Source organism: Vreelandella azerica, assembly GCF_013112225.1.
Lineage (GTDB): Bacteria > Pseudomonadota > Gammaproteobacteria > Pseudomonadales > Halomonadaceae > Vreelandella > Vreelandella azerica.
This window is the reverse complement of sequence record NZ_JABFHI010000008.1, coordinates 41,004-66,461: the sequence shown is the minus strand read 5'-3', so window position 1 is coordinate 66,461 and position 25,458 is coordinate 41,004. Positions and strand designations below refer to the sequence as shown.

General features: G+C 54.4%; 21 protein-coding genes, 2 tRNA genes, 3 rRNA genes and 2 pseudogenes. 8 read left to right on the top strand and 20 right to left on the bottom strand.

Translation table 11 applies throughout. From position 1 onward, the window contains the following. Positions 1-113: 113 nt before the first annotated feature. The 7 genes from HLB35_RS15070 to flgB form a co-directional block, all read right to left on the bottom strand. The gene (locus HLB35_RS15070) at positions 114-806 is read right to left on the bottom strand and encodes a flagellar basal body L-ring protein FlgH (protein ID WP_171703204.1); all 693 of its coding nucleotides are present in this window, start codon (positions 804-806) and stop codon (positions 114-116) included. A gap of 16 nt (positions 807-822) precedes the next feature. Further along, positions 823-1,605, bottom strand: a complete 783-nt coding sequence (flgG, locus tag HLB35_RS15065) for a flagellar basal-body rod protein FlgG (protein WP_171703203.1) — start codon at positions 1,603-1,605, stop codon at positions 823-825. A 29-nt stretch (positions 1,606-1,634) separates the two neighbouring features. Further along, complete coding sequence (locus HLB35_RS15060; RefSeq protein ID WP_171703202.1) at positions 1,635-2,393, bottom strand: flagellar basal body rod protein FlgF; 759 nt, start codon at positions 2,391-2,393, stop codon at positions 1,635-1,637. A gap of 34 nt (positions 2,394-2,427) precedes the next feature. Next, complete coding sequence (flgE, locus tag HLB35_RS15055; RefSeq protein ID WP_171703201.1) at positions 2,428-3,729, bottom strand: flagellar hook protein FlgE; 1,302 nt, start codon at positions 3,727-3,729, stop codon at positions 2,428-2,430. A gap of 87 nt (positions 3,730-3,816) precedes the next feature. Further along, a complete protein-coding gene (locus HLB35_RS15050; protein ID WP_171703200.1) occupies positions 3,817-4,509 on the bottom strand; it encodes a flagellar hook assembly protein FlgD in 693 nt (230 codons plus the stop codon). Positions 4,510-4,512: 3 nt separating this feature from the next. Beyond that, positions 4,513-4,923, bottom strand: a complete 411-nt coding sequence (gene flgC / locus HLB35_RS15045) for a flagellar basal body rod protein FlgC (RefSeq protein WP_171703211.1) — start codon at positions 4,921-4,923, stop codon at positions 4,513-4,515. 12 nt (positions 4,924-4,935) lie between these two features. Further along, on the bottom strand, positions 4,936-5,367 hold the full coding sequence (gene flgB / locus HLB35_RS15040; RefSeq protein WP_171703199.1) for a flagellar basal body rod protein FlgB: 432 nt from the start codon (positions 5,365-5,367) through the stop codon (positions 4,936-4,938). A 234-nt stretch (positions 5,368-5,601) separates the two neighbouring features. Here flgB and flgA point away from each other — a divergent pair, with 234 nt between their 5' ends. The 4 genes from flgA (at position 5,602) to HLB35_RS15020 (ending at position 7,954) form a co-directional block, all read left to right on the top strand. Then, the gene (flgA, locus tag HLB35_RS15035) at positions 5,602-6,270 is read left to right on the top strand and encodes a flagellar basal body P-ring formation chaperone FlgA (protein WP_171703198.1); all 669 of its coding nucleotides are present in this window, start codon (positions 5,602-5,604) and stop codon (positions 6,268-6,270) included. An 86-nt stretch (positions 6,271-6,356) separates the two neighbouring features. Further along, on the top strand, positions 6,357-6,620 hold the full coding sequence (gene flgM, locus HLB35_RS15030; protein WP_171703197.1) for a flagellar biosynthesis anti-sigma factor FlgM: 264 nt from the start codon (positions 6,357-6,359) through the stop codon (positions 6,618-6,620). A gap of 38 nt (positions 6,621-6,658) precedes the next feature. Then, positions 6,659-7,108, top strand: coding sequence for a flagella synthesis protein FlgN (locus tag HLB35_RS15025; protein WP_171703196.1), 450 nt, complete (start codon positions 6,659-6,661; stop codon positions 7,106-7,108). Positions 7,109-7,210: 102 nt separating this feature from the next. Next, positions 7,211-7,954 (top strand): SDR family NAD(P)-dependent oxidoreductase, encoded by a 744-nt coding sequence (locus HLB35_RS15020; protein ID WP_171703195.1) that lies wholly within the window; start codon positions 7,211-7,213, stop codon positions 7,952-7,954. Positions 7,955-8,128: 174 nt separating this feature from the next. Here the strand turns inward: HLB35_RS15020 and rrf are convergent. The 5 genes from rrf to HLB35_RS14995 form a co-directional block, all read right to left on the bottom strand. Then, positions 8,129-8,244: ribosomal RNA gene (gene rrf, locus HLB35_RS15015) — 5S ribosomal RNA — on the bottom strand. A 176-nt stretch (positions 8,245-8,420) separates the two neighbouring features. Beyond that, positions 8,421-11,309: ribosomal RNA gene (locus HLB35_RS15010) — 23S ribosomal RNA — on the bottom strand. Positions 11,310-11,658: 349 nt separating this feature from the next. Next, positions 11,659-11,734 (bottom strand) — tRNA-Ala (locus HLB35_RS15005). Positions 11,735-11,844: 110 nt separating this feature from the next. Continuing rightward, a tRNA-Ile gene (locus HLB35_RS15000) sits at positions 11,845-11,921 on the bottom strand. Between the two features lie 87 nt (positions 11,922-12,008). Then, positions 12,009-13,541: ribosomal RNA gene (locus HLB35_RS14995) — 16S ribosomal RNA — on the bottom strand. The 16S, 23S and 5S rRNA genes sit together here with 2 tRNA genes alongside, the layout of an rRNA operon. 598 nt (positions 13,542-14,139) lie before the next feature. Between HLB35_RS14995 and HLB35_RS14990 the strand changes: the two are divergent. After that, positions 14,140-15,164 (top strand): annotated as a pseudogene (locus HLB35_RS14990) (aspartate carbamoyltransferase). Positions 15,165-15,205: 41 nt separating this feature from the next. Here the strand turns inward: HLB35_RS14990 and ruvX are convergent. From ruvX to HLB35_RS14955, 7 genes are all read right to left on the bottom strand, one after another. Continuing rightward, positions 15,206-15,661 carry a Holliday junction resolvase RuvX gene (gene ruvX / locus HLB35_RS14985; protein ID WP_171703194.1) on the bottom strand — a complete coding sequence of 152 codons (456 nt, stop codon included), beginning with the start codon at positions 15,659-15,661 and terminating at the stop codon, positions 15,206-15,208. After that, positions 15,661-16,218, bottom strand: coding sequence for a YqgE/AlgH family protein (locus HLB35_RS14980; RefSeq protein ID WP_171703193.1), 558 nt, complete (start codon positions 16,216-16,218; stop codon positions 15,661-15,663). The genes ruvX and HLB35_RS14980 overlap by 1 nt, the downstream gene beginning before the upstream one ends. Positions 16,219-16,260: 42 nt before the next feature. Further along, positions 16,261-17,226: a glutathione synthase gene (gene gshB, locus HLB35_RS14975; protein ID WP_171703192.1), complete on the bottom strand. Its 966-nt coding sequence runs from the start codon at positions 17,224-17,226 to the stop codon at positions 16,261-16,263. Positions 17,227-17,338: 112 nt separating this feature from the next. Then, positions 17,339-18,049 carry a CvfB family protein gene (locus tag HLB35_RS14970; RefSeq protein ID WP_171703191.1) on the bottom strand — a complete coding sequence of 237 codons (711 nt, stop codon included), beginning with the start codon at positions 18,047-18,049 and terminating at the stop codon, positions 17,339-17,341. 54 nt (positions 18,050-18,103) lie between these two features. Then, complete coding sequence (locus HLB35_RS14965) at positions 18,104-18,865, bottom strand: 16S rRNA (uracil(1498)-N(3))-methyltransferase (RefSeq protein WP_171703190.1); 762 nt, start codon at positions 18,863-18,865, stop codon at positions 18,104-18,106. Between the two features lie 5 nt (positions 18,866-18,870). Then, on the bottom strand, positions 18,871-19,374 hold the full coding sequence (gene secB, locus HLB35_RS14960; RefSeq protein WP_171703189.1) for a protein-export chaperone SecB: 504 nt from the start codon (positions 19,372-19,374) through the stop codon (positions 18,871-18,873). A 34-nt stretch (positions 19,375-19,408) separates the two neighbouring features. Continuing rightward, complete coding sequence (locus HLB35_RS14955) at positions 19,409-19,831, bottom strand: rhodanese-like domain-containing protein (RefSeq protein WP_171703188.1); 423 nt, start codon at positions 19,829-19,831, stop codon at positions 19,409-19,411. 193 nt (positions 19,832-20,024) lie between these two features. On the opposite strand from HLB35_RS14955, the gene gpmI reads away from it, so the two are divergent. The 3 genes and pseudogenes from gpmI to HLB35_RS14940 all read left to right on the top strand — a co-directional run bounded on the left by gpmI (position 20,025) and on the right by HLB35_RS14940 (position 24,163). Continuing rightward, positions 20,025-21,590 (top strand): 2,3-bisphosphoglycerate-independent phosphoglycerate mutase, encoded by a 1,566-nt coding sequence (gpmI, locus tag HLB35_RS14950; protein ID WP_171703187.1) that lies wholly within the window; start codon positions 20,025-20,027, stop codon positions 21,588-21,590. A gap of 9 nt (positions 21,591-21,599) precedes the next feature. Continuing rightward, entirely contained in the window at positions 21,600-22,739 is a 1,140-nt protein-coding gene (locus HLB35_RS14945) for a murein hydrolase activator EnvC family protein (protein WP_171703186.1), read from the top strand. 102 nt (positions 22,740-22,841) lie between these two features. Further along, positions 22,842-24,163: pseudogene (locus HLB35_RS14940) on the top strand (S41 family peptidase). A gap of 8 nt (positions 24,164-24,171) precedes the next feature. Here the strand turns inward: HLB35_RS14940 and HLB35_RS14935 are convergent. After that, positions 24,172-25,419, bottom strand: a complete 1,248-nt coding sequence (locus HLB35_RS14935) for a UbiH/UbiF/VisC/COQ6 family ubiquinone biosynthesis hydroxylase (RefSeq protein ID WP_171703185.1) — start codon at positions 25,417-25,419, stop codon at positions 24,172-24,174. Positions 25,420-25,458 lie beyond the last annotated feature (39 nt).

The following is a 25,458-nucleotide window of genomic DNA, read 5'->3' as shown; positions in this document are numbered from 1 at the left end:
AGACCAAGACAAAAGCAGCCAGAAGCTGCCAACGTTTTCGCCTGCTAGTGGCTTGCTTGATGTCATCGAAGTGCTGACTGTGCATCAGAATGCCTGCTTGCCGTTCAGTTAGCCTAGAAAGGCGATACGTTCAGGAAGAAACGCTGTAGCCACCCCATGGTCTGGGCTTCGTTGATATAGCCATCACCCACGTACTCAATCCGTGCATCCGCTACCTGAGTGGAAGGTACCGTGTTCTGAGCCGTGATAGTGCGAGGGTTCACCACTCCGGCAAAACGGATGAACTCGGTGCCCTGATTAATCGCGATCTGCTTTTCACCACGCACCCTAAGGTTGCCGTTATTCATCACTTCCAATACCGAGACCGTAATCGTACCGGTAAATGAGTTGGAGGCTTGAGAGCCACCGCTGCCGGAAAAGTCACTGTTCCCAGAGACGTTAAACCCGTACTCCGCCAAAGCATCCAAGACATCCGGGAGCTGCTCCAGCTCTAACCCGGCACTGCCTTCACGGCTGGCATTGGACTGCGAGTTTTTACTAGCACTGACTTCTTCATCCAGCACGATAGTCAGAATATCGCCAATCGAGCGCGGCCGCCGATCCTCAAACAGCGGCTGATAACCCCGACGCGCCTGATAGATGGAACCATTAGCCACAGGCGGCGGGCGATCGACAATCGATATCTGCTCCTGCTCCCCAACCACAGAGGCGCGAGGAACCTGGGCGCAGCCAGACATAACGATTAACAGCAGCCCTAACCCGCACAGCGCTAAACATCTAACGTAATGGATCAACCGTTGGCTCATGCTGGAAGCCTCGCCATTAAAGCTGACTCAGACGTGCCAGCATTTCATCACTGGTGGAGATGGATTTGCTGTTGATCTCATAGGCGCGCTGGGTCTGGATCATGGTGACCATTTCTTCCACCACGCTGACATTAGAGGTTTCGACATAGCCTTGGAAAAGACTTCCGGTACCGTTCTGGCCGGGGACGTTCTGATTGGGCGCACCGGATGCCCCAGTTTCTAGATAAAGATTACCGCCAACGCTTTCAAGCCCAGTCGGGTTAATAAAGGATGCCAGGTTCACCTGACCCACTTCATTAGCCAAAGGGTTGCCTGGTTCCTTGACGCTTACCGTGCCATCTTCACCAATGGTGATCGTCAAAGCATTAGGCGGAATAAAAATGGCCGGCTCCAGCGGGTAACCATTCGCTGTGACCATCTGACCATTTTCATTCAGCTGAAAACTGCCATCACGGGTATAGGCTGTGGTGCCATCCGGCATGAGTACTTGAAAGAAACCTTTGCCGTTGATAGCCAAATCACGCGAGTTTTCGGTCTGTTCCAACCCGCCTTGGGTGTGTAGGCGCTCGGTGGCCACAGAACGCACCCCTGTACCTACCTGCATACCTGACGGCAAGCGATCCTGTATATTATTCTGCGCGCCTGGTTGGCGCATATTCTGATAGAGCAGATCTTCAAACACTGGTCGCGAGCGCTTGAAGCCGTTAGTGCTGACGTTTGCCAGATTATTGGAAATCACATCCAGCTTGGTCTGCTGTGCTTCCAGGCCAGTTTTACCTGTCCATAATGATGAAATCATAGGTTTTTTCCTTTGGCCGCTTGGCCTTATCAGCCTTGTATCGAAAGGATGCCGTTAGCACGCTGGGCATTTTCATCGGCGGTGCTGATCACCTTCATTTGCAGATCGTAACGGCGGGCCACGTCAATCATTGAGACCATGGCGTCCACCGCGCTGACATTACTGCCTTCCAGAAAACCACTGACCAAACGGGCATTGTCATCAGCTGCCAACACTCCCGGCTCACCTTCTTCATTTTCCGGCGCGCGAAACAGGCCATCTTCACCGCGGGTCAATTCGCCTTCTTGCGGCGTAACCAGCTTGAGGCGGCCAACATCCACCAGGGCTTCCGGACCTTCGCCTTCAGGAATCGCACTTAAGGTGCCATCAGCACCGACAAAGATTTCCGCTCCCTGGGGCACATTGATCGGCCCGCCATCGCCGACCACCGGGCGGCCTAGATTAAGCACAATGCCATCGGCATCAATCTGCAGGTCGCCACGGCGTGTATAGGTTTCACTGCCATCTTCAGCTTGTACGGCGAGCCAAGCATCGCCCTGCATGGCCACATCCAAGGCACGTCCTGTCTGTTCCAACGGTCCCTGGGAGAAGTCGCTGCCTGGTGTTGTGGTCACCGCATGCGTGCGCGAATCCAAACGCGCTTCGCCCTGGATGGGCACTGAGCGCACGGCATCAAACTGAGCACGAAACCCTGTGGTCGTGACGTTGGCCAGGTTGTTGCTCACCACGGATTGCTGATCCATGCTGTGCTTAGCACCGCTCATGGCGGTATAGAGCATTCTGTCCATGCCGATCTCCTCAACTCAGTGCCTCAGCCCTACGTTACAGATTAATGATGGTCTGCAGCAGTTCATCCTGGGTACTGATGGTATTGGAGTTCGCCTGATAGGCGCGCTGGGCAACAATGGTATCAACCAGCTCACTGGCCAGATCCACGTTGGAGGCTTCGATGGCTTCTGCTTGAATCTGACCAAAACTGCCTGCACCCGGCGCACCCAGGTTTTCAAGGCCCGACGCATTGGTGGCGGACCACAAGTTATTACCAATCGGATTCAGGCCTTCTTCATTACGAAAGCTGGCCAAGGCGATTTGCCCCGCAGCGCGAGTCTCGCCGTTGGTAAAATTACGCTGGATCTGACCATCTTCGGTGACGGTAATACCTGCCAGGGCACCTGAAGTGAAGCCATCCTGATTCAGCTCTTTCTGAAGGGAGTCAGCGGCGTACTGGGTGGTACCATCAAAAAGAAACTCAACGGGGAAGTCAGGGCCAGCGTCAGTACCACCGGGGATGTCAACTAGAGCACTGGCGCCGTCAGGTTCAGCGTCCGCACCTCCAACACCGGTAACCACGCCATCGGCATCTACTTGCAATCTACCGTTTGTATCAAAGGTTAAATTAAACGTTCCTCTTACCCCTGTATCGCCATCTTCATCAGGGGAAACAACGGTGACATCCCACTGATTGCCCGCACCCACCCTTTCGAAATAGGTAGCAACGTTGATGGCATTACCTAAAGAATCATAAGCGGTAAAGTTATTGGAGAAGTGATAATCTACTTCTGTGCCATCATCTAATTCTGTCGTACTAAGATCTGTCCCGGCTGTCACCGCTGCATCCAGGTTCAGCAAAGCATTGACTTCTGCCGTCGCTTGAGCAGGGATATCATCGGCAGGCACGTTTAGCGGCTGCGGTGCGCCGCCTACGACGACATTTGAAAATGGAAAGGCTAGCTCGTCACCAGAATCTTCAGTGACACCCTCGTCCATACCATAACCCATCAGCTTATCGCCCTGGGCATTGACGATATCGCCAGTGGCCGTAATGCTGAACTCGCCGTTACGCGAATAGCCAACTTCACCTGTGGGACGTTCCAAGCGATAGAAGCCGTCACCGGCAATCGCCAAGTCCAGGTTACGCCCGGTATTTTCGATACTTCCTTGAGTAAAGTCCTGGCGTACATCCGAAACCCGCACACCAATCCCTCTGGACGCCGCAAACACATCGGCAAACAGCACGTCAGAGCTTTTATAGCCTCGCGTCTGCGAGTTGGCGATATTATTACCCGCTGAATTCAGCTTATCTGATTGGGCGTTAAGGCCTGCCACTGCGGTTGTAAATGACATCGTTGTTTCCTCACCAAAGCCTGATTGTCTAAAACGTCTTTATTGTTAAAAACGTCTTTGACTTAATGTTTATAGATAACTAAAAATTCAAAGAATCTGCTTGATCTGTTCCAGGCCTACCTGACCGTAGACGGCACCGAGATCAAGACGCACTTCGCCATTACTTTCAGCGGGTGAAACACCTTGCACCAGCGCATAGTTAAGAGCCTGTGAATCCATCTCCTCGCCTTCGCTATCAATCGCATTCAGACTGACCCGATAATCCCCTGGCGGTAGTGGTTCACCATCGCTATTCAAGCCATCCCAGCTGAACGACTGGACACCCGCATTAACGTTCTCAACCTGCTCGGTATAAACCACTTCACCGCCCTGGCTGCGTACCGTAATCTCAAGGCGCTGGGCAGGCTGATCCAATTCAACGCCAAAAGGCGTGGCATTGGCGGAACCATCCTCGTTATTGCTGACCTTGACGCTGTTACCCGGCACCAACACCGCATTGCCGATCAGGCCAGAGGCCTGAAGCATCTTACCGGCATCCATCTGCTGGGTGATGCCTTGCAATGTCTCGTTAAGCTGTTCGATACCGCTGACGGTATTGATCTGAGCCAGCTGAGAGGTCATTTCCGCATTTTCCAACGGGTTCAGTGGGTCCTGATTCTCTAGTTGGGTAATCAACAGGGTCAGGAAACTCTGACGCAGCTCGTCAGATTCGCTTTCACTTAACTTGGCTCCACCGCCATTGATATTGCTGAGCGTGGCTGGATTAATACCGTCTATCATGGTTTACCCCTGACCCAGCGTCAGCGTCTGCATCAGTAACTGTTTGCTGGTATTGAAAACTTCTACATTGGCTTGATAAGAGCGCGAGGCTGAAATCATATTGACCATTTCATGGGCCGGCTCAACGTTGGGTTTGGTCACATAACCTTCTTCGTCAGCCGCCGGGTGGTTAGGCAAATACTCGCGACGCAGGGGAGAGTCGTCTTCCACCACTTCAGTGACCCGCACGCCGCCAACCCCATAGCGGCTATTTTGTGCCTGGGTTTCAAACATCACCTGCTTGGCGCGATAGGTTTCACCCTCCGGCCCAGCAATACTGTCGGCGTTAGCAAGGTTACTCGCTGTCACGTTCATGCGCTGGGATTGTGCTTGCATGGCCGAGCCTGAAATGTCGAAGGCAGAAAACATGGTGATAGGTGCTCCTGATTATTCTGGCTGCATGGCGTTTTTCAGCCCCTGAATGCGGCTATTCATCATGGAAAGCGCAACTCGATAGCGGACGGCGTTATCGGCAAACTGAGTGCGCTCTTCATCCATATCAACCGTGTTACCGTCCAGACTGGGTTGATCAGGCACACGGTAGAGAAGATCAAGATTATTTGCGCCGCTCATCGCAGGCCCTTGGCCCGGCAAATGACGCTGTGAGGTCAATGCCAATGCTAGACCACCTTGCCCCTGGGATGCCTGCACACCGCTGTCCACAGCACGCTTTAGCTCACTGCTAAAATCAATATCACGCGCCTTGTAATTAGGCGTATCGGCATTAGCAATATTCGCTGCCAAGACTTCATGACGGGCGTGACGCAAGCCTAGTGCCTGCTGATGATAATTAAAGGCAGATTCAAGCTGATCAATCATGCCTAACCTCGCACTGTGCGAAATGTTAAAAAAGAAAAAATTTATCAGCATGAAGAATACCCGTGCGGTCGTCAGCCTAAAGCAGAGAACAGCCGTTTTTTCGCCCTGTATTTCTGCTGATGCCGCTGAGTTCATTGCGTAAACTCTAAAGCCTCTGACCGCTTCACTCACTTTGCAGGCTTCTATGCTCAACGCTCTTTTGATGGGCTGCATTCCATCCGGCGGTACAGCCGTATGCTGCTTACAGCCGGGCTGGCTCTGACACTGGCCCCCATGGCGGTACAGGCTGACGACCAGACGCTCACCCAACGTGTGCAGCAATTTTTATATGAGCAGACTCAGGCGCTAGGTGAAGAGGTGGTCATCGAATTACGCCCCTCTTCGCCGCACTTATCCGTTTGTATTGATCCCGAACCGTTTTTGCCAAATGCTGATCAGTCACCGCTGGGGCGCGTCAACGTGGGTGTGCGTTGTGGTGAAAATCAGCGTCAGGTGCGCTATCTGCAGGCAACCGTTGATGTTATCGGCGAATATGCCGTGGCTGCCCAAGATATTCCCCGTGGCGCGACGATCAATGCAGCTATGCTTGGTCAGCAACAGGGCAATCTTGGAGATCTTGCATCCCGCACCATAACGGACCCCCAAGAGATTATTGGCAAGATCGCCCGTCGGCCTATCCGTCGTGGCAGTACACTTCAACCTCATGATATTCAAGCACCTTTACTGATAAAGCGTGGCCAACGGGTGAACGTTATTGCTCAAGGTAATGCGTTTCAGGTTTCCCGCGAAGGTGAAGCCATGGACAATGGTGCTGAAGGCGAGCGCATACGCGTTCGTTTTGGCTCCCGGAATATTCTTGAAGCGCGTGTCGTGGGGGATGGACTTTTGATGATTGATTTCTAACCTGAGTGCTAAAGTTTTTTTGATGTGTGCCGATAGTTGTATCATTGGCGCATCACCGCCTACCCATGTTGATGGAGGCAAGCAACGTGAAAATTGACACATTAAATTCGCTTTTGCGCCCTAACCAGGCCCAGCAGCGCGATGATGCGCAGCGAGCGCAAATGCAGAAAACGACCGATTCCAGCGCTGCGGCAACGTCTGAAACCCGGCTGAGCCAGCAAAGCATGGATGAATCCCAGGATATTGACAGTGCCAAAGTGGATGAAATTCGCACAGCTATTCGCGAGGGTCGCATGGAAATTAACCCAGAACGTATTGCTGATGGCTTACTGTCAAAGCTTGATGTCTGAGAACTATCTGTGAGGGTAATGCCTGTGAGGAAATATTGATGAGCCTTTCACGCCTTCTCGCGACACAGCAAACACGTATGGATCACCTGATCAGCTTGATGGAACAGGAGCAGCAACTCCTTACTCAAGGTGATATCGATGGTGAGGCGTTGGCACACCTAGCGGAAGAGAAACAGTTACTGCTCGCTGAATTGGATAAGATGGAAGCACTACGCCGCGATGTACAAAAGCGTCTGGGTTATCCTAATGGTCACGCTGGCGCCAAACAGGCATCTCAGGATGCCAACTGCCAGGATGACTGGCAAAGCCTTCTGATCAAAAGTGAACGCGTAGCGCGTATGAATGACCTGACCGGGCAGATGCTCTCTTTACGTATGAAACACAACCAGCAAATGCTTGACTATATTCGCCAAATTGCTGAAAAGACACTCTATAAACCCGATGGCCGCAATAGTGCTCAGCCTGGTCGTATCAATGCTTCAGCTTGATGCTCCGACATCACACCTGCCTCACAAATATCTCTATTAAACATAGACAATCATTATACAAAAGGCTTCAATAGGGGATCATCCTCTGTTCTGGAGTCCCTCATGTTATTGCCCCATTTACCTGATGCGTTTACGGCTGTAGTGGTTGGCGCTGGTGGCGGTATTGGTCAGGCAGTGGTCAAGGCTTTATCTGCTTCACAGCGACCTTCACGTATTATTGCGGTCAGTCGTTCATCACTTGAATTTGCTGATCCGCGTATCGAAACATTGACGGCGGATGTTAGTCAGGAAAGCGGGCGTATCGCTCTTCAACAGCACCTCGATAAACAACCCGTTCACTTGGTGTTTAACGCCATCGGCATTCTTCACGATGACGCTAATAGTATCGCGCCTGAAAAGCGTATGAACGACATCGACGCCGATCATTTTGCCAAGGTCATGCATATCAATGCGGCCACCCCCGCCTTGTTGTTGGCCGCTATCAAGCGTTCCTTGCAAGGCAAGCATCCTGTTGTGATTGGCAGCCTGTCAGCGCGCGTGGGGTCTATTGGCGATAATGGCTTTGGAGGTTGGTACAGCTATCGTGCCAGCAAGTCAGCCCACAACATGTTAATGAAGACATTGTCGATTGAGCTTAAACGGCTAAACAAGCAGTCTATTGTCCTTAGCTTGCATCCAGGCACCACGGATACTGGGCTTTCCAAGCCCTTTCAAGGGCGTGTTCCAGAAAATAAGCTGTTTACGCCTGATTTTGTGGCAGAAAGCCTACTGAACGTCATGTCTCAACGCACACCTGATGATACTGGTAGCTTCTGGGATTGGGCTGGCGAGTCCATCGAGTGGTGAATCTACAGCAAAACGCCCCATGAACAGTGTGCATGGGGCGTTTCTATATAAGTGCCTGACGAGGACGGCGCCGGGCTGCCGAGCCTCTCCATGGAGAGACCCCTATTTTCCTTTCGCTATTCGCCACACAAACAAAAAACCCAGCCGATTGGCTGGGTTTTTTGCGGTATAAGTGCCTGACGATGACCTACTCTCGCATGGGGAGACCCCACACTACCATCGGCGCTAAGCGGTTTCACTGCTGAGTTCGGCAAGGGATCAGGTGGTTCCCACTCGCTATAGTCGTCAGGCGTAACAGGTAATACATCAAGCTGATGCGCAGGCAGTTAATTGATAGCCTGCGCTGTACGTGTTTGTAAACTGTCCGCGCTCCTGCTTTCGCTTTTGCGCGTGTGATGCGTCTCTGCGTATCCGGCTGGCTTATTCAGCCATCGTTATCACTGCTACCAGACCCCTTGGGTGTTATAGGGTCAAGCCTCACGGGCCATTAGTACACGTTAGCTCAACGCCTTGCAGCGCTTCCACACCGTGCCTATCAACCAGCTGGTCTCGCTGGGCCCTTCAGGAGGCTCTAGGCCTCAGGGATGTCTCATCTTGAAGGGGGCTTCCCGCTTAGATGCTTTCAGCGGTTATCCCGTCCGCACTTAGCTACCCGGCAATGCCACTGGCGTGACAACCGGAACACCAGAGGTGCGTCCACTCCGGTCCTCTCGTACTAGGAGCAGCCCTTCTCAAACATCCTACGCCCACGGCAGATAGGGACCGAACTGTCTCACGACGTTCTAAACCCAGCTCGCGTACCACTTTAAATGGCGAACAGCCATACCCTTGGGACCGACTTCAGCCCCAGGATGTGATGAGCCGACATCGAGGTGCCAAACACCGCCGTCGATGTGAACTCTTGGGCGGTATCAGCCTGTTATCCCCGGAGTACCTTTTATCCGTTGAGCGATGGCCCTTCCATACAGAACCACCGGATCACTAGAACCTGCTTTCGCACCTGCTCGACGTGTCTGTCTCGCAGTCAAGCACCCTTATGCTCTTGCACTCATTGCACGATGTCCGACCGTGCTGAGGGTACCTTCGTGCTCCTCCGTTACGCTTTGGGAGGAGACCGCCCCAGTCAAACTACCCACCACACACTGTCCTCGATCCGGATAACGGACCTGAGTGAGAACGCCAATGATGCCAGGCTGGTATTTCAAGGGTGGCTCCACTCGAACTGGCGTCCGAGGTTCAAAGCCTCCCAGCTATCCTACACAGGCAACATCAGCGTCCAGTGTGAAGCTATAGTAAAGGTTCACGGGGTCTTTCCGTCTAGCCGCGGGTACACCGCATCTTCACGGCGATTTCAATTTCACTGAGTCTCGGGTGGAGACAGCGTGGCCATCATTACGCCATTCGTGCAGGTCGGAACTTACCCGACAAGGAATTTCGCTACCTTAGGACCGTTATAGTTACGGCCGCCGTTTACCGGGGCTTCGATCAAGAGCTTCTCCGAGGATAACACCATCACTTAACCTTCCGGCACCGGGCAGGCGTCACACCCTATACGTCGTCTTACGACTTGGCAGAGTGCTGTGTTTTTACTAAACAGTTGCAGCCACCTGGTATCTTCGACCGGTTCGGGCTTGGAGAGCAAGTCTCGTCACCCTACGCCGGCGTGCCTTCTCCCGAAGTTACGGCACCATTTTGCCTAGTTCCTTCACCCGAGTTCTCTCAAGCGCCTTGGGATTCTCACCCTGACCACCTGTGTCGGTTTGGGGTACGGTCGCACATGATCTGAAGCTTAGAGGCTTTTCCTGGAAGCGTGGCATCGATGACTTCCTGACCGTGGTCAGTTCGTTTCGCATCTCGGCTTTAAGCGCCCGGATTTACCTGAGCGCTCGGCCTACTTGCTTTCACCAGGACAACCAACGCCTGGCTCACCTAGCCTTCTCCGTCCCCCATCGCAATCATGTCCGGTACGGGAATATTGACCCGTTTCCCATCGACTACGCCTTTCGGCCTCGCCTTAGGGGCCGACTCACTCTGCTCCGATTAGCGTCGAACAGAAACCCTTGGTCTTCCGGCGAGGGCGTTTTTCACGCCCTTTATCGTTACTCATGTCAGCATTCGCACTCGTGATACCTCCAGCGAACTTCTCAATTCACCTTCATTGGCTTACACGACGCTCCTCTACCGCTCACACCTAAGTGTGAACCCGTAGCTTCGGTACCTGATTTAGCCCCGTTACATCTTCCGCGCAGGCCGACTCGACTAGTGAGCTATTACGCTTTCTTTAAAGGATGGCTGCTTCTAAGCCAACCTCCTAGCTGTCTGAGCCTTCCCACATCGTTTCCCACTTAATCAGGATTTCGGGACCTTAGCTGACGGTCTGGGTTGTTTCCCTTTTCACAACGGACGTTAGCACCCGCTGTGTGTCTCCCACGCGTCACTCACCGGTATTCGGAGTTTGCCTCGGGTTGGTAAGTCGGGATGACCCCCTAGCCGAAACAGTGCTCTACCCCCGGTGGTGCTGCATGAGGCGCTACCTAAATAGCTTTCGAGGAGAACCAGCTATCTCCGAGCTTGATTAGCCTTTCACTCCGATCCACAAGTCATCCAAATCTTTTTCAACAGATCCTGGTTCGGGCCTCCAATTGATGTTACTCAATCTTCACCCTGCTCATGGATAGATCGCTCGGTTTCGGGTCTATATCCTGCGACTGGTGCGCCCAGTTAAGACTCGCTTTCGCTACGGCTCCCCTAATCGGTTAACCTCGCCACAGAATATAAGTCGCTGACCCATTATACAAAAGGTACGCCGTCACGGAACAAGTCCGCTCCGACTGCTTGTACGCACACGGTTTCAGGGTCTATTTCACTCCCCTCTCCGGGGTTCTTTTCGCCTTTCCCTCACGGTACTGGTTCACTATCGGTCAGCCAGGAGTATTTAGCCTTGGAGGATGGTCCCCCCGTCTTCAGTCAAGGTTTCTCGTGCCCCGACCTACTCGATTTCACAGGATCAGATTTTCGACTACGGGGCTATCACCCGCTATGGCCGCGCTTCCCAGCGCATTCGTCTAATCAGTCACCTGCTTAAGGGCTGGTCCCCGTTCGCTCGCCGCTACTAGGGGAATCTCGGTTGATTTCTTTTCCTCAGGGTACTTAGATGTTTCAGTTCCCCTGGTTCGCTTCCTGTCACCTATGTATTCAGTGCAGGATACTCATCTTGTGATGAGTGGGTTTCCCCATTCAGAGATGCCCGGGTCACAGGTTGTTTGCCACCTCGCCGAGCCTTATCGCAGGCTTCCACGTCTTTCATCGCCTCTGGCTGCCTAGGCATCCACCGTGTGCGCTTCATTGCTTGACCCTATAACCCGAAGGAGTCTGGGGTTCGCAATGATAACGATTGCCGGATACGCTTGAGACGTATCACATAACAATTTACTACGTACAAACCTCTCAGAGTGTTGTTAGTCACACAGAATGTGATTAACCACCCTCTTAAGAAGGTTTTTATCAGCTTGATATATTATTAAAGAGCGACTGTTCGATGAACAGTGATAAGACAACGCATTAATAACGTTTTGACTTATCAATGGTCACAAAACATAAACAAACGGTTGTTAACATAATAAATAATGGTGGAGCCAAGCGGGCGATGCGACGTTTCGCTCGAACCGCTGACCCTAACAAGGTCAGTTCCACATCCATAATAATGGTGGAGCCAAGCGGGATCGAACCGCTGACCTCCTGCGTGCAAGGCAGGCGCTCTCCCAGCTGAGCTATGGCCCCATTATTTTGCTAACTTAGCCTCTTGCCATCAATTTCTGTGAAACAAGGCAAAATGCGACGACGTATAGCCTGCTATACGAGGGGCATTTTAACGCAGTATCGCAGGAATTTGGTGGGTCTGGGCAGACTTGAACTGCCGACCTCACCCTTATCAGGGGTGCGCTCTAACCAACTGAGCTACAGACCCAAGAGGAAATCATGCTTAAACCGTTTGCTCTATTATCTGATCAGGTAATTCATTGTGAGCGCTTACCGCGAGGGATGATGCATCGTTTAAGGAGGTGATCCAGCCGCAGGTTCCCCTACGGCTACCTTGTTACGACTTCACCCCAGTCATGAACCACACCGTGGTGATCGCCCTCTTGCGTTAGGCTAACCACTTCTGGTGCAGTCCACTCCCATGGTGTGACGGGCGGTGTGTACAAGGCCCGGGAACGTATTCACCGTGACATTCTGATTCACGATTACTAGCGATTCCGACTTCACGGAGTCGAGTTGCAGACTCCGATCCGGACTGAGACCGGCTTTAAGGGATTCGCTGACTCTCGCGAGTTCGCAGCCCTTTGTACCGGCCATTGTAGCACGTGTGTAGCCCTACTCGTAAGGGCCATGATGACTTGACGTCGTCCCCACCTTCCTCCGGTTTGTCACCGGCAGTCTCGTTAGAGTTCCCACCATTACGTGCTGGCAAATAAGGACAAGGGTTGCGCTCGTTACGGGACTTAACCCAACATTTCACAACACGAGCTGACGACAGCCATGCAGCACCTGTCTCTGCGTTCCCGAAGGCACCCAGTGATCTCTCACCGATTCGCAGGATGTCAAGAGTAGGTAAGGTTCTTCGCGTTGCATCGAATTAAACCACATGCTCCACCGCTTGTGCGGGCCCCCGTCAATTCATTTGAGTTTTAACCTTGCGGCCGTACTCCCCAGGCGGTCGACTTATCGCGTTAACTTCGCCACAAAGTGCGCTAGGCACCCAACGGCTGGTCGACATCGTTTACGGCGTGGACTACCAGGGTATCTAATCCTGTTTGCTACCCACGCTTTCGCACCTCAGTGTCAGTGTCAGTCCAGAAGGCCGCCTTCGCCACTGGTATTCCTCCCGATCTCTACGCATTTCACCGCTACACCGGGAATTCTACCTTCCTCTCCTGCACTCTAGCCTGACAGTTCCGGATGCCGTTCCCAGGTTGAGCCCGGGGCTTTCACAACCGGCTTATCAAGCCACCTACGCGCGCTTTACGCCCAGTAATTCCGATTAACGCTTGCACCCTCCGTATTACCGCGGCTGCTGGCACGGAGTTAGCCGGTGCTTCTTCTGCGAGTGATGTCTTTCCTGGCGGGTATTAACCGCCAGGCGTTCTTCCTCGCTGAAAGTGCTTTACAACCCGAGGGCCTTCTTCACACACGCGGCATGGCTGGATCAGGCTTGCGCCCATTGTCCAATATTCCCCACTGCTGCCTCCCGTAGGAGTTCGGGCCGTGTCTCAGTCCCGATGTGGCTGATCATCCTCTCAGACCAGCTACGGATCGTCGCCTTGGTGAGCCATTACCTCACCAACCAGCTAATCCGGCATAGGCTCATCCGATAGCGGGAGCCAAAGCCCCCTTTCTCCCGTAGGACGTATGCGGTATTAGCCTGAGTTTCCCCAGGTTATCCCCCACTATCGGGTAAATTCCTATGCGTTACTCACCCGTCCGCCGCTCGTCAGCATCTAGCAAGCTAGATCTGTTACCGCTCGACTTGCATGTGTTAGGCCTGCCGCCAGCGTTCAATCTGAGCCATGATCAAACTCTTCAGTTTAAAATCATTGTGATGCTTACTTGTCACCCGAAGGTAACAAAAACGCATCAAACTTGGCTCAAGGTTCAAACGAATTCATTCAATACACAATCGAAGGCCGAGGCTTAAGATTGTCTTGCTGAGTCGCTTGCCTTGATATTTGGTGATTTATCACCCTCATCGGCAAGCGCCCACATGAATTACCTGATCAAATTTTTAAAGAGCTTTTCGCGAGGCGGTTATCAAACCTTGTCATTCGTTGACCTGAATGACTTGCCTCAGCGAGGAAGGCGTATTCTACGCATTCCTGTGTGTTTGTCAACCGCTGATTTCAGCGAAGAAGTTAGACGTTTTAAAAACTAGCTAACTGACTGACAAGCTGAAGGTTTTTGCCTTCACTCACCGCTGGTAACGCTGTGCGTCCTCGGCAGCGGATGCGTACTTTACGGCCTCACCGCTGAGGATGCAAGAGGCTTTGTAAAAAAGTTCAAATACCTGGTTTTTCAGATTAAAGCACAGCGGATGAAAAGCGCTTCGGCGATGACTTGGTTGGCAGTTACACTACTACCTACGTGTTTAATGTCTCTGTTTATTCGCCCTAACCAGCCTGAGGTCCGTGATGAGCCAGCACCTGTTAACCGTCGATTCTTTAAGCCGTGAAAGCGTTGATCATCTATTACGCGTCGCTGCGCGTATGGAGCCAATCGCCAATCGCCGTCAGGTGACGCGGGTACTGGAAGGCGCAGTACTCGGCAACCTGTTCTTTGAAGCTAGCACCCGCACACGAGTGAGCTTCAACGCAGCCTTTGCCGCTTGGGCGGCAGCGTCTGCGATACCACGGGCTTTACATTCTCTTCCATGGCCAAAGGTGAGTCGCTTTACGACACCAGCCGGGTAATGAGTGGCTACTGTGATGCGATTGTCATGCGCCACCCGGACCAGGGCTCGGTAGCGGAATTTGCAGCAGCAACCAATGTGCCGGTCATCAACGGTGGTGATGGCCCAGGCGAACACCCAAGCCAGGCGCTGCTGGATCTCTATACGATTGATAAAGAATTCCAGCGGCTGGGGAAATCACTCAAGGGTGCGCATATCTTGCTTACTGGGGATTTGAAGTACGGGCGTACCGTGCATTCCTTGATCAAACTTCTTTCCCTTTATGACCCGCTCCGCTTTACCCTGGTGTCTCCGCCAGGCCTTGAAATGCCAACCGCGTTGATTGACCTAGTCACCTCACGCGGGCATCAGGTTGAACAGCGCGAGTCGCTGGCCAGTAATTTTGCGGATCTGGACGTGGTGTACACCACAAGAATTCAGAAGGAGCGTTTTACCAACGAAATGAATGAAAGCTTTCAGGGGCTTTCACATGACTTTATGGTCAATCGTGACTTTCTTGACCAGCGCTGCAGCCAGAGCACCATAGTCATGCACCCACTTCCGCGCGACAGCCGTCCGGGCGCAAACGATTTAAATGTGGATCTGAACGGTGACCCACGTCTGGCGATTTTCCGCCAGACAGACAACGGTATCCCAATGCGTATGGCGATTTTCGCTACGCTATTACAGGTCGATGAATTAATCGAAAAGGATATGCGCCCTGTGCGCTGGTTTGTTCCTGACCAGACGGGCACGCTGGATCGCTAAGGTAGGCAGCCTGCAGCAGGCTTTTGGTTGTAGTAATTTGGTTACAAAGAGACGCGCCCATCTGGCAAGCCTTCTAGATGGGCGAACCAACCTTCCAATATAAGCACAGCGGCAATGCCATCCACACTCTCTTCGCGATAATTTCCGCGATGTCCGGCCGCATGAGCAATCTGCTTGGCTTCTCGGGTGGTGCCACGTTCATCGATCATCTGGCAGGGTTTACCGTAGCGGCCATGCAAGCGGTTACCAAACTTGCGTGCCCGCGTGCTCATGACTGATTCACTACCGTCCATGTTAAGCGGCAGACCCACCACGAAAAGATCCGGCTGCCACTCTTCCACCAATCGTGTTACCTGGTTCCAGTCAGGAATGCCATCACGAGCAGGAAGCGGGGTAAGCTCCCTGGCGCTTTTCAAAAGTTCATTACCTACGGCGACACCGATACGCCGCGTACCAAAATCGAAAGCAAGCACCAGACGCTGGCCCATCATTGCCATTATGCGTGCCCCGCGTCCCGGGTCATCAGGTTAAGATCAACCCCTAAAAGGCCTGCAGCGCTAGAAAGCCGCTCAGCAGGTGGCGTTTCAAACAGAACGCTCAGAGCAGCATCAACCGTCAGCCAGGCGTTATCCTTCAGTTCGTCTTCTAACTGACCCACATCCCAACCGGCGCACCCCAGGCAGATGAGAAAATGCGCTGGCCCGGTGTTATTGGCCAGCGCCTGAAGTATATCGATGGAGGTCGTCAGGGCGATGTCGTCGGTCACCTGAATGCTGGAATCCCACTCCTGGCTATTACCCCGATGGAGGATAAAACCACGATCCTTGTGCATGGGGCCGCCATAATAAACAGGCGCACTGCGATGCAGGCTGCGCTCTCCACCCAGAGAAAGCTGATCAAACAGCGCATCCAGAGTGACTTCCAGCGGTTTGTTAACAATAACGCCCATGCAACCATTGTCATCGTGGTCGCATAGATACACCAGGCTGGAAGCAAAATTGGCATCTTCCATATGCGGCATGGCCAACAGGAAATGATGTTTCAGACTTTGCATGCGGCTCCTAACATTTACCCTCTACGGGCAAATTTTTCAGTCTCAGGCTGACGGTATGAGGCGGCGCTCGATGGCATCGAGCAGCAGACCGGCAATATGGGTACCGCGCTGATCGTCAATTTCACGTACGCAGGTAGGGCTGGTGACATTGATTTCAGTAATGTAGTCACCGATCACATCCAGGCCCACAAACAGAAGGCCTTTTTCACGGATCATCGGCTGTACCTGCTGAATCAACCAGTGATCGCGCTCGGTTAATTCTCGGGTAACACCGCGCCCACCAGCTGCCAGATTACCACGGGTTTCACCCGCCGACGGTATGCGTGCCAGACCAAAGGACACCGGCTCGCCATCCACCAGAAGAATACGCGTATCGCCGTCCTTGATTTCCGGCAGATAGCGCTGAGCCATGATCTGGCGCTGGCCACGCAGGGTCAGCTGTTCAATCACGGCGCCAATATTGCGACCGTCCGGGCCAATATGGAAGATGCCCGTGCCGCCCATACCATCAAGCGGTTTAAAAATCACGTTACCGTGTTCTGCGTGGAAAGCGCGCAGTACCTCATCACGGCTGGAGACAAGGGTGGGAGCACAGCACTGCGGAAACTGTTGGGCAAACAGCTTTTCATTACACTGCAGCAGCGCAGCAGTGGGATTGACAACCTGAACCCCCTCTCGCTCGGCAAACCCCAACAGATGCACCGCATTGATGAAGTCTGCGTCTACCGGCGGATCCTTGCGCATCAGGATAGTATCCAGCTCGGTCAGCGGTCGCGCTTCGGCATCCCCAAGATCAAACCAGTGCCCGGCGTCACGATGAACACTCAGCGGGCGCATCAGCGCAAACGCCTCACCCGCCTGCAGGAACAGGTCTTCCTGCTCCATGTAATAAAGCTGGTAGCCGCGATCCTGGGCTGCCCAGAGCAAGGCCAGGGTAGTATCTTTCTTATAGGCGATATCAGCGATGGGATCCATCACCACGCCCAGACGAAGATTCGATTGACTCATTGATCAGCGCTTCCGGAAATAGACAGGTTAGTAATTGCCCTAGATGAACAGGCGCTTCTTCCATGACGGGCAGTATGCCGCAGGGTGTGTCAGACGCCAAACCTGACGTGTTTCAGGTGGCATTCTGCACCAGGCTAGCGGCCACGCCTGGCTGCAGGCGAATGGCCAAAGGCTCAATGCTAATCAGCTCACGCTTGTAAAGGCGCCCAATCGCCTGTTTGTAGGCGCTTTTGCTGACGCCCAGCCGCGCTTTGATCTCCTGGGCACTGCTTTTGTCGCCCAGGGGCAGATAGCCACCACTTTCACGCAGTGCCTGAAGCACTTTGTCGCCCACCACATCCAGGCGCGCCTCACCGGGAGGTAACAACGAAATATCCAGACGTCCATCTTCACGACGCCTTTTGACAAATCCTGTCAGGCCTTGCCCACGGCGCAGTGGCTGAGTGAGGTCATCCTGATAGACCAGCCCCCAATAGGCGTGGTTGACCACTACCTTCATGCCCAGATCCGTTCGCTCGGCAACCACCAGGGTCACTTGATCACCCTGGGAAAGCTCCCAGGCTTCATCCTGTAAAAAGTGTTCAAGGCGCATCGAAGCCACCGGACGCTGCTGATCATCTGCATACAGCTTGACCAGAACACGTTTACCCACATCCGGACGGAATGACTGCTCACTGTAAGGCAGCAGGACATCCTTCGGTGGCCCCCAGCGCAGAAAGGCGCCCACACTGGTGACAGCCGTCACGGTCAGGTAAGCGACCTCTCCGATGGACGCGCTGACGGCCGTGGCAGGAGGAGGAGAGGAGCGTGAATCACGAGCCATGGCAAAGGTGTCCTGAGAATAAAGAGAAGAAAAGCGGCGCCTGTCTGCCCGATATCAGGGCTGAAAATCACCGAAATGATATTGAAGCAGCGACAAAGCAACAACAGGGGCGGTTTCAGTGCGCAAAACGCGTGGTCCCAGCGTCAATGGGGTGAAGTCGGCATTTTCAGCTGCCTTGAGGTCATCCTCCGCCAAGCCACCTTCCGGACCAATCAACAAGGCGACACTGGCAGGCGCTTCAGCACACTGAAAAGGATTCCCGGTGGCCAGATGCAGCATCAGCCGCAGGGTTTCATCACGCTGTTCAAGCCAGGTCGCAAGCGCTTGGGGAGGATGCACACTAGGGACTACGGCGCGCCCGCACTGCTCACTGGCGCTGGCCGCAACGGCCTGCCAATGAGCATGCTTGCGTGCTTCCCGTTCGCCTTTCAGACGCACCTCGGTGCGTTGCGTATAGATCGGCGTGATACAACTCACGCCTAACTCAACAGCCTTCTGAATAGCGTAGTCCATACGGTCGCCCTTGGAGACCGCCTGGCCAAGATGAATCATCAGCGGCGACTCACCTTGCCCGGGCCATAAGGCTTCTACGCTTACCGTAACCTGCTTGCGTGTCACTTCTGCCAGACGCACACCGGCCTCCTGGCCGTTACCGTCAAAGATCACCAGCGGCGCCCCCGGCAGCATACGCAACACACGGGTGAGGTGGCGCGCCGGACCTTCCGGCAGAGTCAGCGTTGCCCCTTCAACCAGAGGCGTCGGCACATGGATGCGTGGCACCCTGGCATATTCTGCAGACCATTCAACGCTGTTCATGCTGATCAGGCTTGGGTGCCTTCTGCCTGCTGGGCTTCACGCTGCTTGCGCTGGGCATACATGGCCTCGAAGTTGACCGGCGCCAGCATCAGCGGCGGGAAACCACCACGGTTAACCAGGCTGTCGACACATTCGCGCGCATAGGGGAACAGCAGATTCGGGCAGAACGCGCCCAGGGTCTGATCCAGCTGAGCACCTTCAATACCAGAAATACGAAACAGGCCAGCCTGCTCGACTTCTACCAGAAAAGAGGTTGTGCCGCTTTCGTTATCATCGACCCGTGCAGTGACCTTGACGACCACTTCAAACTGATCTTCAGCCACCTGATTGCTGGTAGTGTTCAGATCAAGATTGACCTTGGGCTTGAACGGCTGCTTGAACACCTCGGGCGAATTAGGCGCTTCAAACGAGATATCCTTGACATAAATGCGCTGCAGCGAAAATTTCAGCTGCGGCTTGTCTTCAGCCTGCGCGCCGGCTGCCGGATTGGTGTTGTTGTCTTCTGCCATTGGAGACTCCTTGGATTCAATTTAGATCAAATGGTTATTTTTTCACCATGGGTAGGCTATCAGCCTGCCATTGCATCATGCCGCCCTTGAGTTTTACCGCACGCTCAAACCCGGCTTTGGCCAGTTTCGCCTGAACAGCGCCTGAGCTCTGGCCATGTTTGCATACTATGATTACCGGTTTGCTTTTATGCTTTTCCAGTTCGTTCATGCGGTTATCAAGGTTGCTTTGCGGAATATTAAGCGCACCTGCGATATGGCCGGCCTTGTAATCCTTGCTTTCGCGCAGATCAAGCACCACCGCATCTTCACGGTTGATAAGCTGGGTCGCCTGGGTAGACGTCACACCGCTGGTAGCAGCGTTACGCGTTTCATAGATAAGCCAGGCGGTCAGCACGAGCAGAAAGGCGCCCACCAGCAATGGATGGTTTTGTACGAATTCGAACAGCTGATCGATCATCGCGTGCAAAATCTCTTGGTCAATGCGGAAATAAAGCGGCACTGCCGCCGTTTAAACGCCACAGTATACACGCCACATACGGTTGCGCGCAGGCCGATATCATGACGAACCCACACGGCCTGCGCTATGATGCCCGAAGAGTCGGTGAGTCGCGACCCCGAACCGATCTGCATTCGGCAATAAAGAGGCTTTAATGGACACAACAAGTACACCGCGCCCAGTTGCGCTGATTATCCTGGATGGCTACGGCCACAATCCTGATGCCCAACATAACGCTGTCGCCAGCGCCAATACACCTGTCATGGATGCGCTATGGTCTCAGCGCCCCCACGCTTTCGTACATACTGATGGTCGCCATGTCGGGTTGCCTGACGGCCAGATGGGCAACTCGGAAGTCGGCCATATGAACCTGGGTGCCGGACGCATTGTTTATCAGGACTTCACTCGCATTACCAAAGCTATTGAAGACGGTGATCTGGATAACAACCCGGTGCTTACTCAGCCGATTGACGCCGCCGTGGCCAACCAGCGCCCCGTTCACCTGATCGGGCTGCTGTCACCGGGCGGTGTCCACAGCCACGAAGACCACTTTCTGGCCCTGGCCGAACTCGCCGCACGACGTGGAGCCAAACAGATTTATATCCATGCTTTTCTGGATGGCCGCGATATGCCACCGGAAAGTGCACGCCCCTCCATTGAACGCGCGAATACGCGTCTGGCAGAACTGGTTGGCGCAGATAATGGCTTTGTAGCCTCTGTGATTGGGCGTTTTTATGCCATGGATCGTGACAATCGCTGGGAGCGCGTCAGCCAGGCCTATGAACTGCTGACCGAAGGGCGTGCCGACTTTACGGCAGCGAGTGCCGAAGAGGCTCTGCAGGAGGCTTATGCGCGTGGAGAAACTGACGAATTTGTATCAGCGACGCGCATTGTCAATAACCATCAGGCGGTAACGCTGCAAAACGGTGATGCGGCCATTTTTGCCAACTTCCGTGCCGACCGTGCACGTGAGCTGACCCGCGCCTTCGCCGAGCCGGACTTTAGCGGTTTTGAGCGCCGCAACTGCCCACGACTGGCAGGCGACGGCCTGGTAATGATGACGCGCTACGCCGCTGATATTCCCGCCCCTACGGCGTTCCCGCCAACGGACCTCAGCGATACGCTGGGCGAAGTGGTCGCCAAACGTGGGCTGACCCAGCTGCGTATTGCTGAAACAGAAAAATACCCACACGTTACCTTCTTTTTCTCCGGCGGCCGGGAAGATGAATTCAATGGTGAAACGCGCATTTTGCTGCCCTCCCCGCAGGATGTTCGCACCTACGACGAAAAGCCCGAAATGAGCGCCCGGGAAATTACCGACAAGCTGGTCGATGCCATTGATAACAACCGTTTTGACCTGATTGTCTGCAACTATGCCAATGGCGATATGGTGGGTCATACCGGTGATTTTGAGGCTGCCGTCAAGGCCATTGAAACGGTGGATGAATGTGTTGGCCGAGTGGTTGAGGCGATTGAGCGCGCCCATGGCGCCTGCCTGATCACCGCTGATCACGGCAATGCCGAACAGATGGTTCACCCGCAAACCGGCGAGCCGCAAACGGCCCATACCACCTTTGTTGTGCCGCTTGTCTATGTGGGTGAGCGCCCAGGAACACTGAGCGACGGACGGCTTTGTGACCTCGCCCCTACCCTGCTTACGCTGATGGATCAGCCTGTACCCGACGCCATGACGGGAACCCCGCTGATCTCCCTAGACTGAGAGATCGCCATGAAGTGTTTTATCGCACTGGGTTTTATATGCTGCATAGGGCTGGTAACACCAGCCCTGGGGCAGGAAGAAAGCGAATCCGGTGCTCAACGGCTGCTGGAAAGTATTGGTCAGAAAATTGAAGCCGTTGCTAATCGCTTGATCGCCACAGGCTCGGAGCGCGACAAGGCCAGCCGCGAGCTTCAGGCAATTGAAACCGAGCTTGCCGACACTCACCAGCGCCTGGATACGCTGCAAAGCGAGCGAAAGGCGCTTGACGACAAGGCCGACCAGCTACGTCAACAGCGTGAGCAGCTACAGCAGGAACGCCATCAGCAGACGGAAGCGCTGAGTGAACAGCTCATCGCGCTTCATCGGCTGGGGCCAACGCTGCAGATCAAACTGCTACTTAACCAGGAAGACCCGGCACAGCTGGATCGCATGCAGGCTTACCTGAACCGTCTTGGCCAGGCACGACAGCGGCGTATGGCGGCTATTGCCGAACTGGATGCTAGTCTGGCCAGTTCTGCCACCCAGTTGCAGAGCCACCAGACCCGTCTGGACGAATTGACCAGCCAACTCGAAGAACAGCGCAAACAGCTTGCCGACCGTACCGCTCAGCGACAGCAGCTGGTCAGCCGACTGGATGCCCGTCATCAAACGGAAGAACAGCGACTTGCGGCACTTGAAGCCGACCAGAAAGAGGCGCGTAAAACGCTGCAACGCATTCGCGAGGAAATGGTGCGTCTTTCCAAGCCTTCACCCAGCACACGCTTCAGCCAGACTCAGGGCACACTGCCCTGGCCAGTGAAAGGCAGCCTGCAACACGGCTTTCATCAGGATACCGGCGTTCACCGTGAGGGCATCATGATTCAGGCCAGTGCTGGCACCCCGGTCACTGCCGTGCATCAAGGGCGAGTGGTCTTTGCTGACTGGATGCGTGGGTTTGGCAATCTGCTGATCATTGATCACGGTGACCATATGATGACGCTCTATGCCCACCTGCAGCGCTTTAGCATCAGTCCTGGCCAATCTGTACAACGTGGTGATGAGATAGGCCGAGTGGGTGACACTGGCGGGCAATCTCGGGCAGGGCTTTATTTTGAAGTTCGCCGACGCGGCGAACCCACCAACCCAGAGCAATGGATTGCGCGGCGCTGACGGGATAAGCTGGGACAGCTAATGTGTTGTCTGCTGCACTGACGCCATGGTTAGCCAACATTCATCCGGCAGCAAAACTGCCTAACGCTTTGCGGAGTCATCATGACGCTATCAGTTGAGGTGCTAAGAGCCCCCGTCAAGCGGGCACTGGCTGTACTTATACCCGTTGCTCTGCTGACGACTCCTGTCATAGCGGCAGCACAGTCGCCTGATGTCGTTAGCCCTGATGCAGAAAGTCAGTTTGACGACCTTCCCCTTGAAGAAATCAAGACTTTTGCTGAAGTGTTTGAACGCATCAAGCGCGCTTATGTGGAAGACGTTGATGATCGCACCCTGTTACGCAATGCCATGCGCGGTATGCTCAGCGAACTGGATCCGCACTCGGCCTACCTGGATGAGGACGAGTTCACCAGCCTGAGAGAGTCAACACAGGGTGAATTTGGCGGTATCGGCATTGAGGTCGGCATGGAGAACGGCCAGTTGACCATTATCACCCCGGTGGATGACACCCCTGCATCGCGGGCAGAACTGATGTCACGGGATCTGATCATCAGCATCGACAGCGCCCCGACAGACAGTATGTCGCTGCAGGAAGCCGTCAGCCTGATGCGCGGCGAGCCGGGCAGCGAACTGACCCTTGGTATTCTGCGCCCCGGCGAGGAGACCCCAAGGGATGTCACTCTGACCCGGGAAGTCATTCGCAGCGAAAGCGTCAAACATGAGCTGCTTGAACCCGGTTACGGCTACCTGCGAATCAGCCAGTTCCAGTCGCGTACTGCCCAGCAGGCACGTCGGGCACTAGAGCGCATGGCTGATGATCAAGCCCTTGAAGGCCTGGTGCTGGATTTACGTAATAATCCAGGCGGCATCCTGCAAAGCGCCGTTGATATTGCCGACATTTTTCTGGAAGACGGCCTGATCGTCTATACCGAAGGGCGCCTGTCCAATACGCAGATGTCCTTTTCAGCGACTGCCAATACTCCAGCTGCAGAGATGCCGCTGGTGGTACTGATCAACAGCGGCAGCGCCTCAGCGGCAGAAATCGTTGCGGGTGCCGTGCAGGACCAGCGTCGCGGCATCATCATGGGCACCGACAGCTTTGGTAAAGGCTCGGTGCAGCAGATTATGCCATTGGGTAATGGCGAAGGCCTGAAGCTGACCACGGCACTTTACTACACGCCTAATGGCCGTTCGATTCAAGCCCAGGGGATCAGCCCAGATGTGTGGAGGTAGTGCGCGGCCGACTGGAAGTCGCCGAAAGCCGCCGTCAGATTCGCGAAGCTGATCTTGACGGGCACCTGCAATCACAAAATGAAGCTCCTGAACGCCAAGCTGTATCGCAGCGTCTGCGCGATGACTACCAGTTAAGCGAAGCGCTTAATCTGCTTAAAGCCCTGAATGTGGTGGATCGCCGCCGACGTTGATAAAAGCGTCAGCGGCAGCTGGCGGGCAGGCGACCCCGCTCGCCTGTTGCCTGATGCATGACGGCGCGCTTCAGAGGGGCCAGGCGATTCACACCGCTCATCCCCATATTACGTGCCAGCATCAGAGCCGGATGGCGCGAACCAAACAATGTCTTGAAGCCTTTCATCAGCGCCAACATGGCCGTGTTGTCTGCACGGCGGCGGCGCTCATAACGGCTCAGGATGCGCTCATCTCCCCAAGCGGCGCCGCGCTGCCAGGCGTTGATGACCTCTTCTGCCAATACCGCGGCATCCATCAGGCCAAGGTTAACCCCCTGCCCGGCTAACGGGTGAATGCTGTGCGCCGCATCACCGACCAATGCAAAGTTCGCTAAAACGTAATGGCGGGCATGACGTTGGATCAACGGAAAACCATGCGCCTGATCACACACCTCGACCTGGCCCAGGCGATGCTCAAGGGCAGCCGCCAGCGCCTTCCCCAATGCATCACGGGATAAACCACACAGCTGTTCGGCTCTGGATGGCTCAACGGACCAGACAATCGAGCAATAATGATCATCACCCTTTACCGTCAAGGGTAGAAAAGCCAGCGGCTGGCCATCCACAAAGACCTGCCGGGCGGTATTACCGTGGGGCTTTTCACAGCGCACCGTGGTCACCACTGAGGTGTGCCCCATATCTTCTTCGCGTACCTCGATTTCTGCCATCTCTCTTAACAGTGAACGCGCCCCGTCGGCTGCCACCACCAGAGGCGCTTGTAACTGACGTCCATCATTAAGCGCCAGATAGCGCTGCCTGGCCCCAGTCTGCAAGGCCTCAACCGTGACGCCATTAAAGCGCGTCACCTTGGGGTGGTTGACCAACTGCTGATTCAGTGCTGCCAGGGTGACATCGTTTTCAACAATATGCCCAAGCACTGCCACTCCGGCTTCATCGGCTGAAAAATGAATATCACCACTGCCCTCGCCGTCCCAGACATGCATGAATGAATAAGGCGTCACACGATCAGCCTGCATGCCAGGCCACGCCTGAAGGTGGGTCAGCAGACGCTGAGAGACAGGCGTCAATGCACTGACCCGAGGCGTTGGCGGTGTATCAGCACCTCGCTCTGATGGCATCAGCGGCGCTGGCCTGGTTTCTATCAGCCCGACCCGCATGCCGGCGTTACCCAGCAGAGCGCTCAAACTGGTGCCCACCATGCCTGCACCGACTACCACCACATCAAACGCCGCTGTCTGTTGATTTGCTGATTGCATTGACTCGACACCCTCTGGCTGTAGATTTCTGGCCGCTAT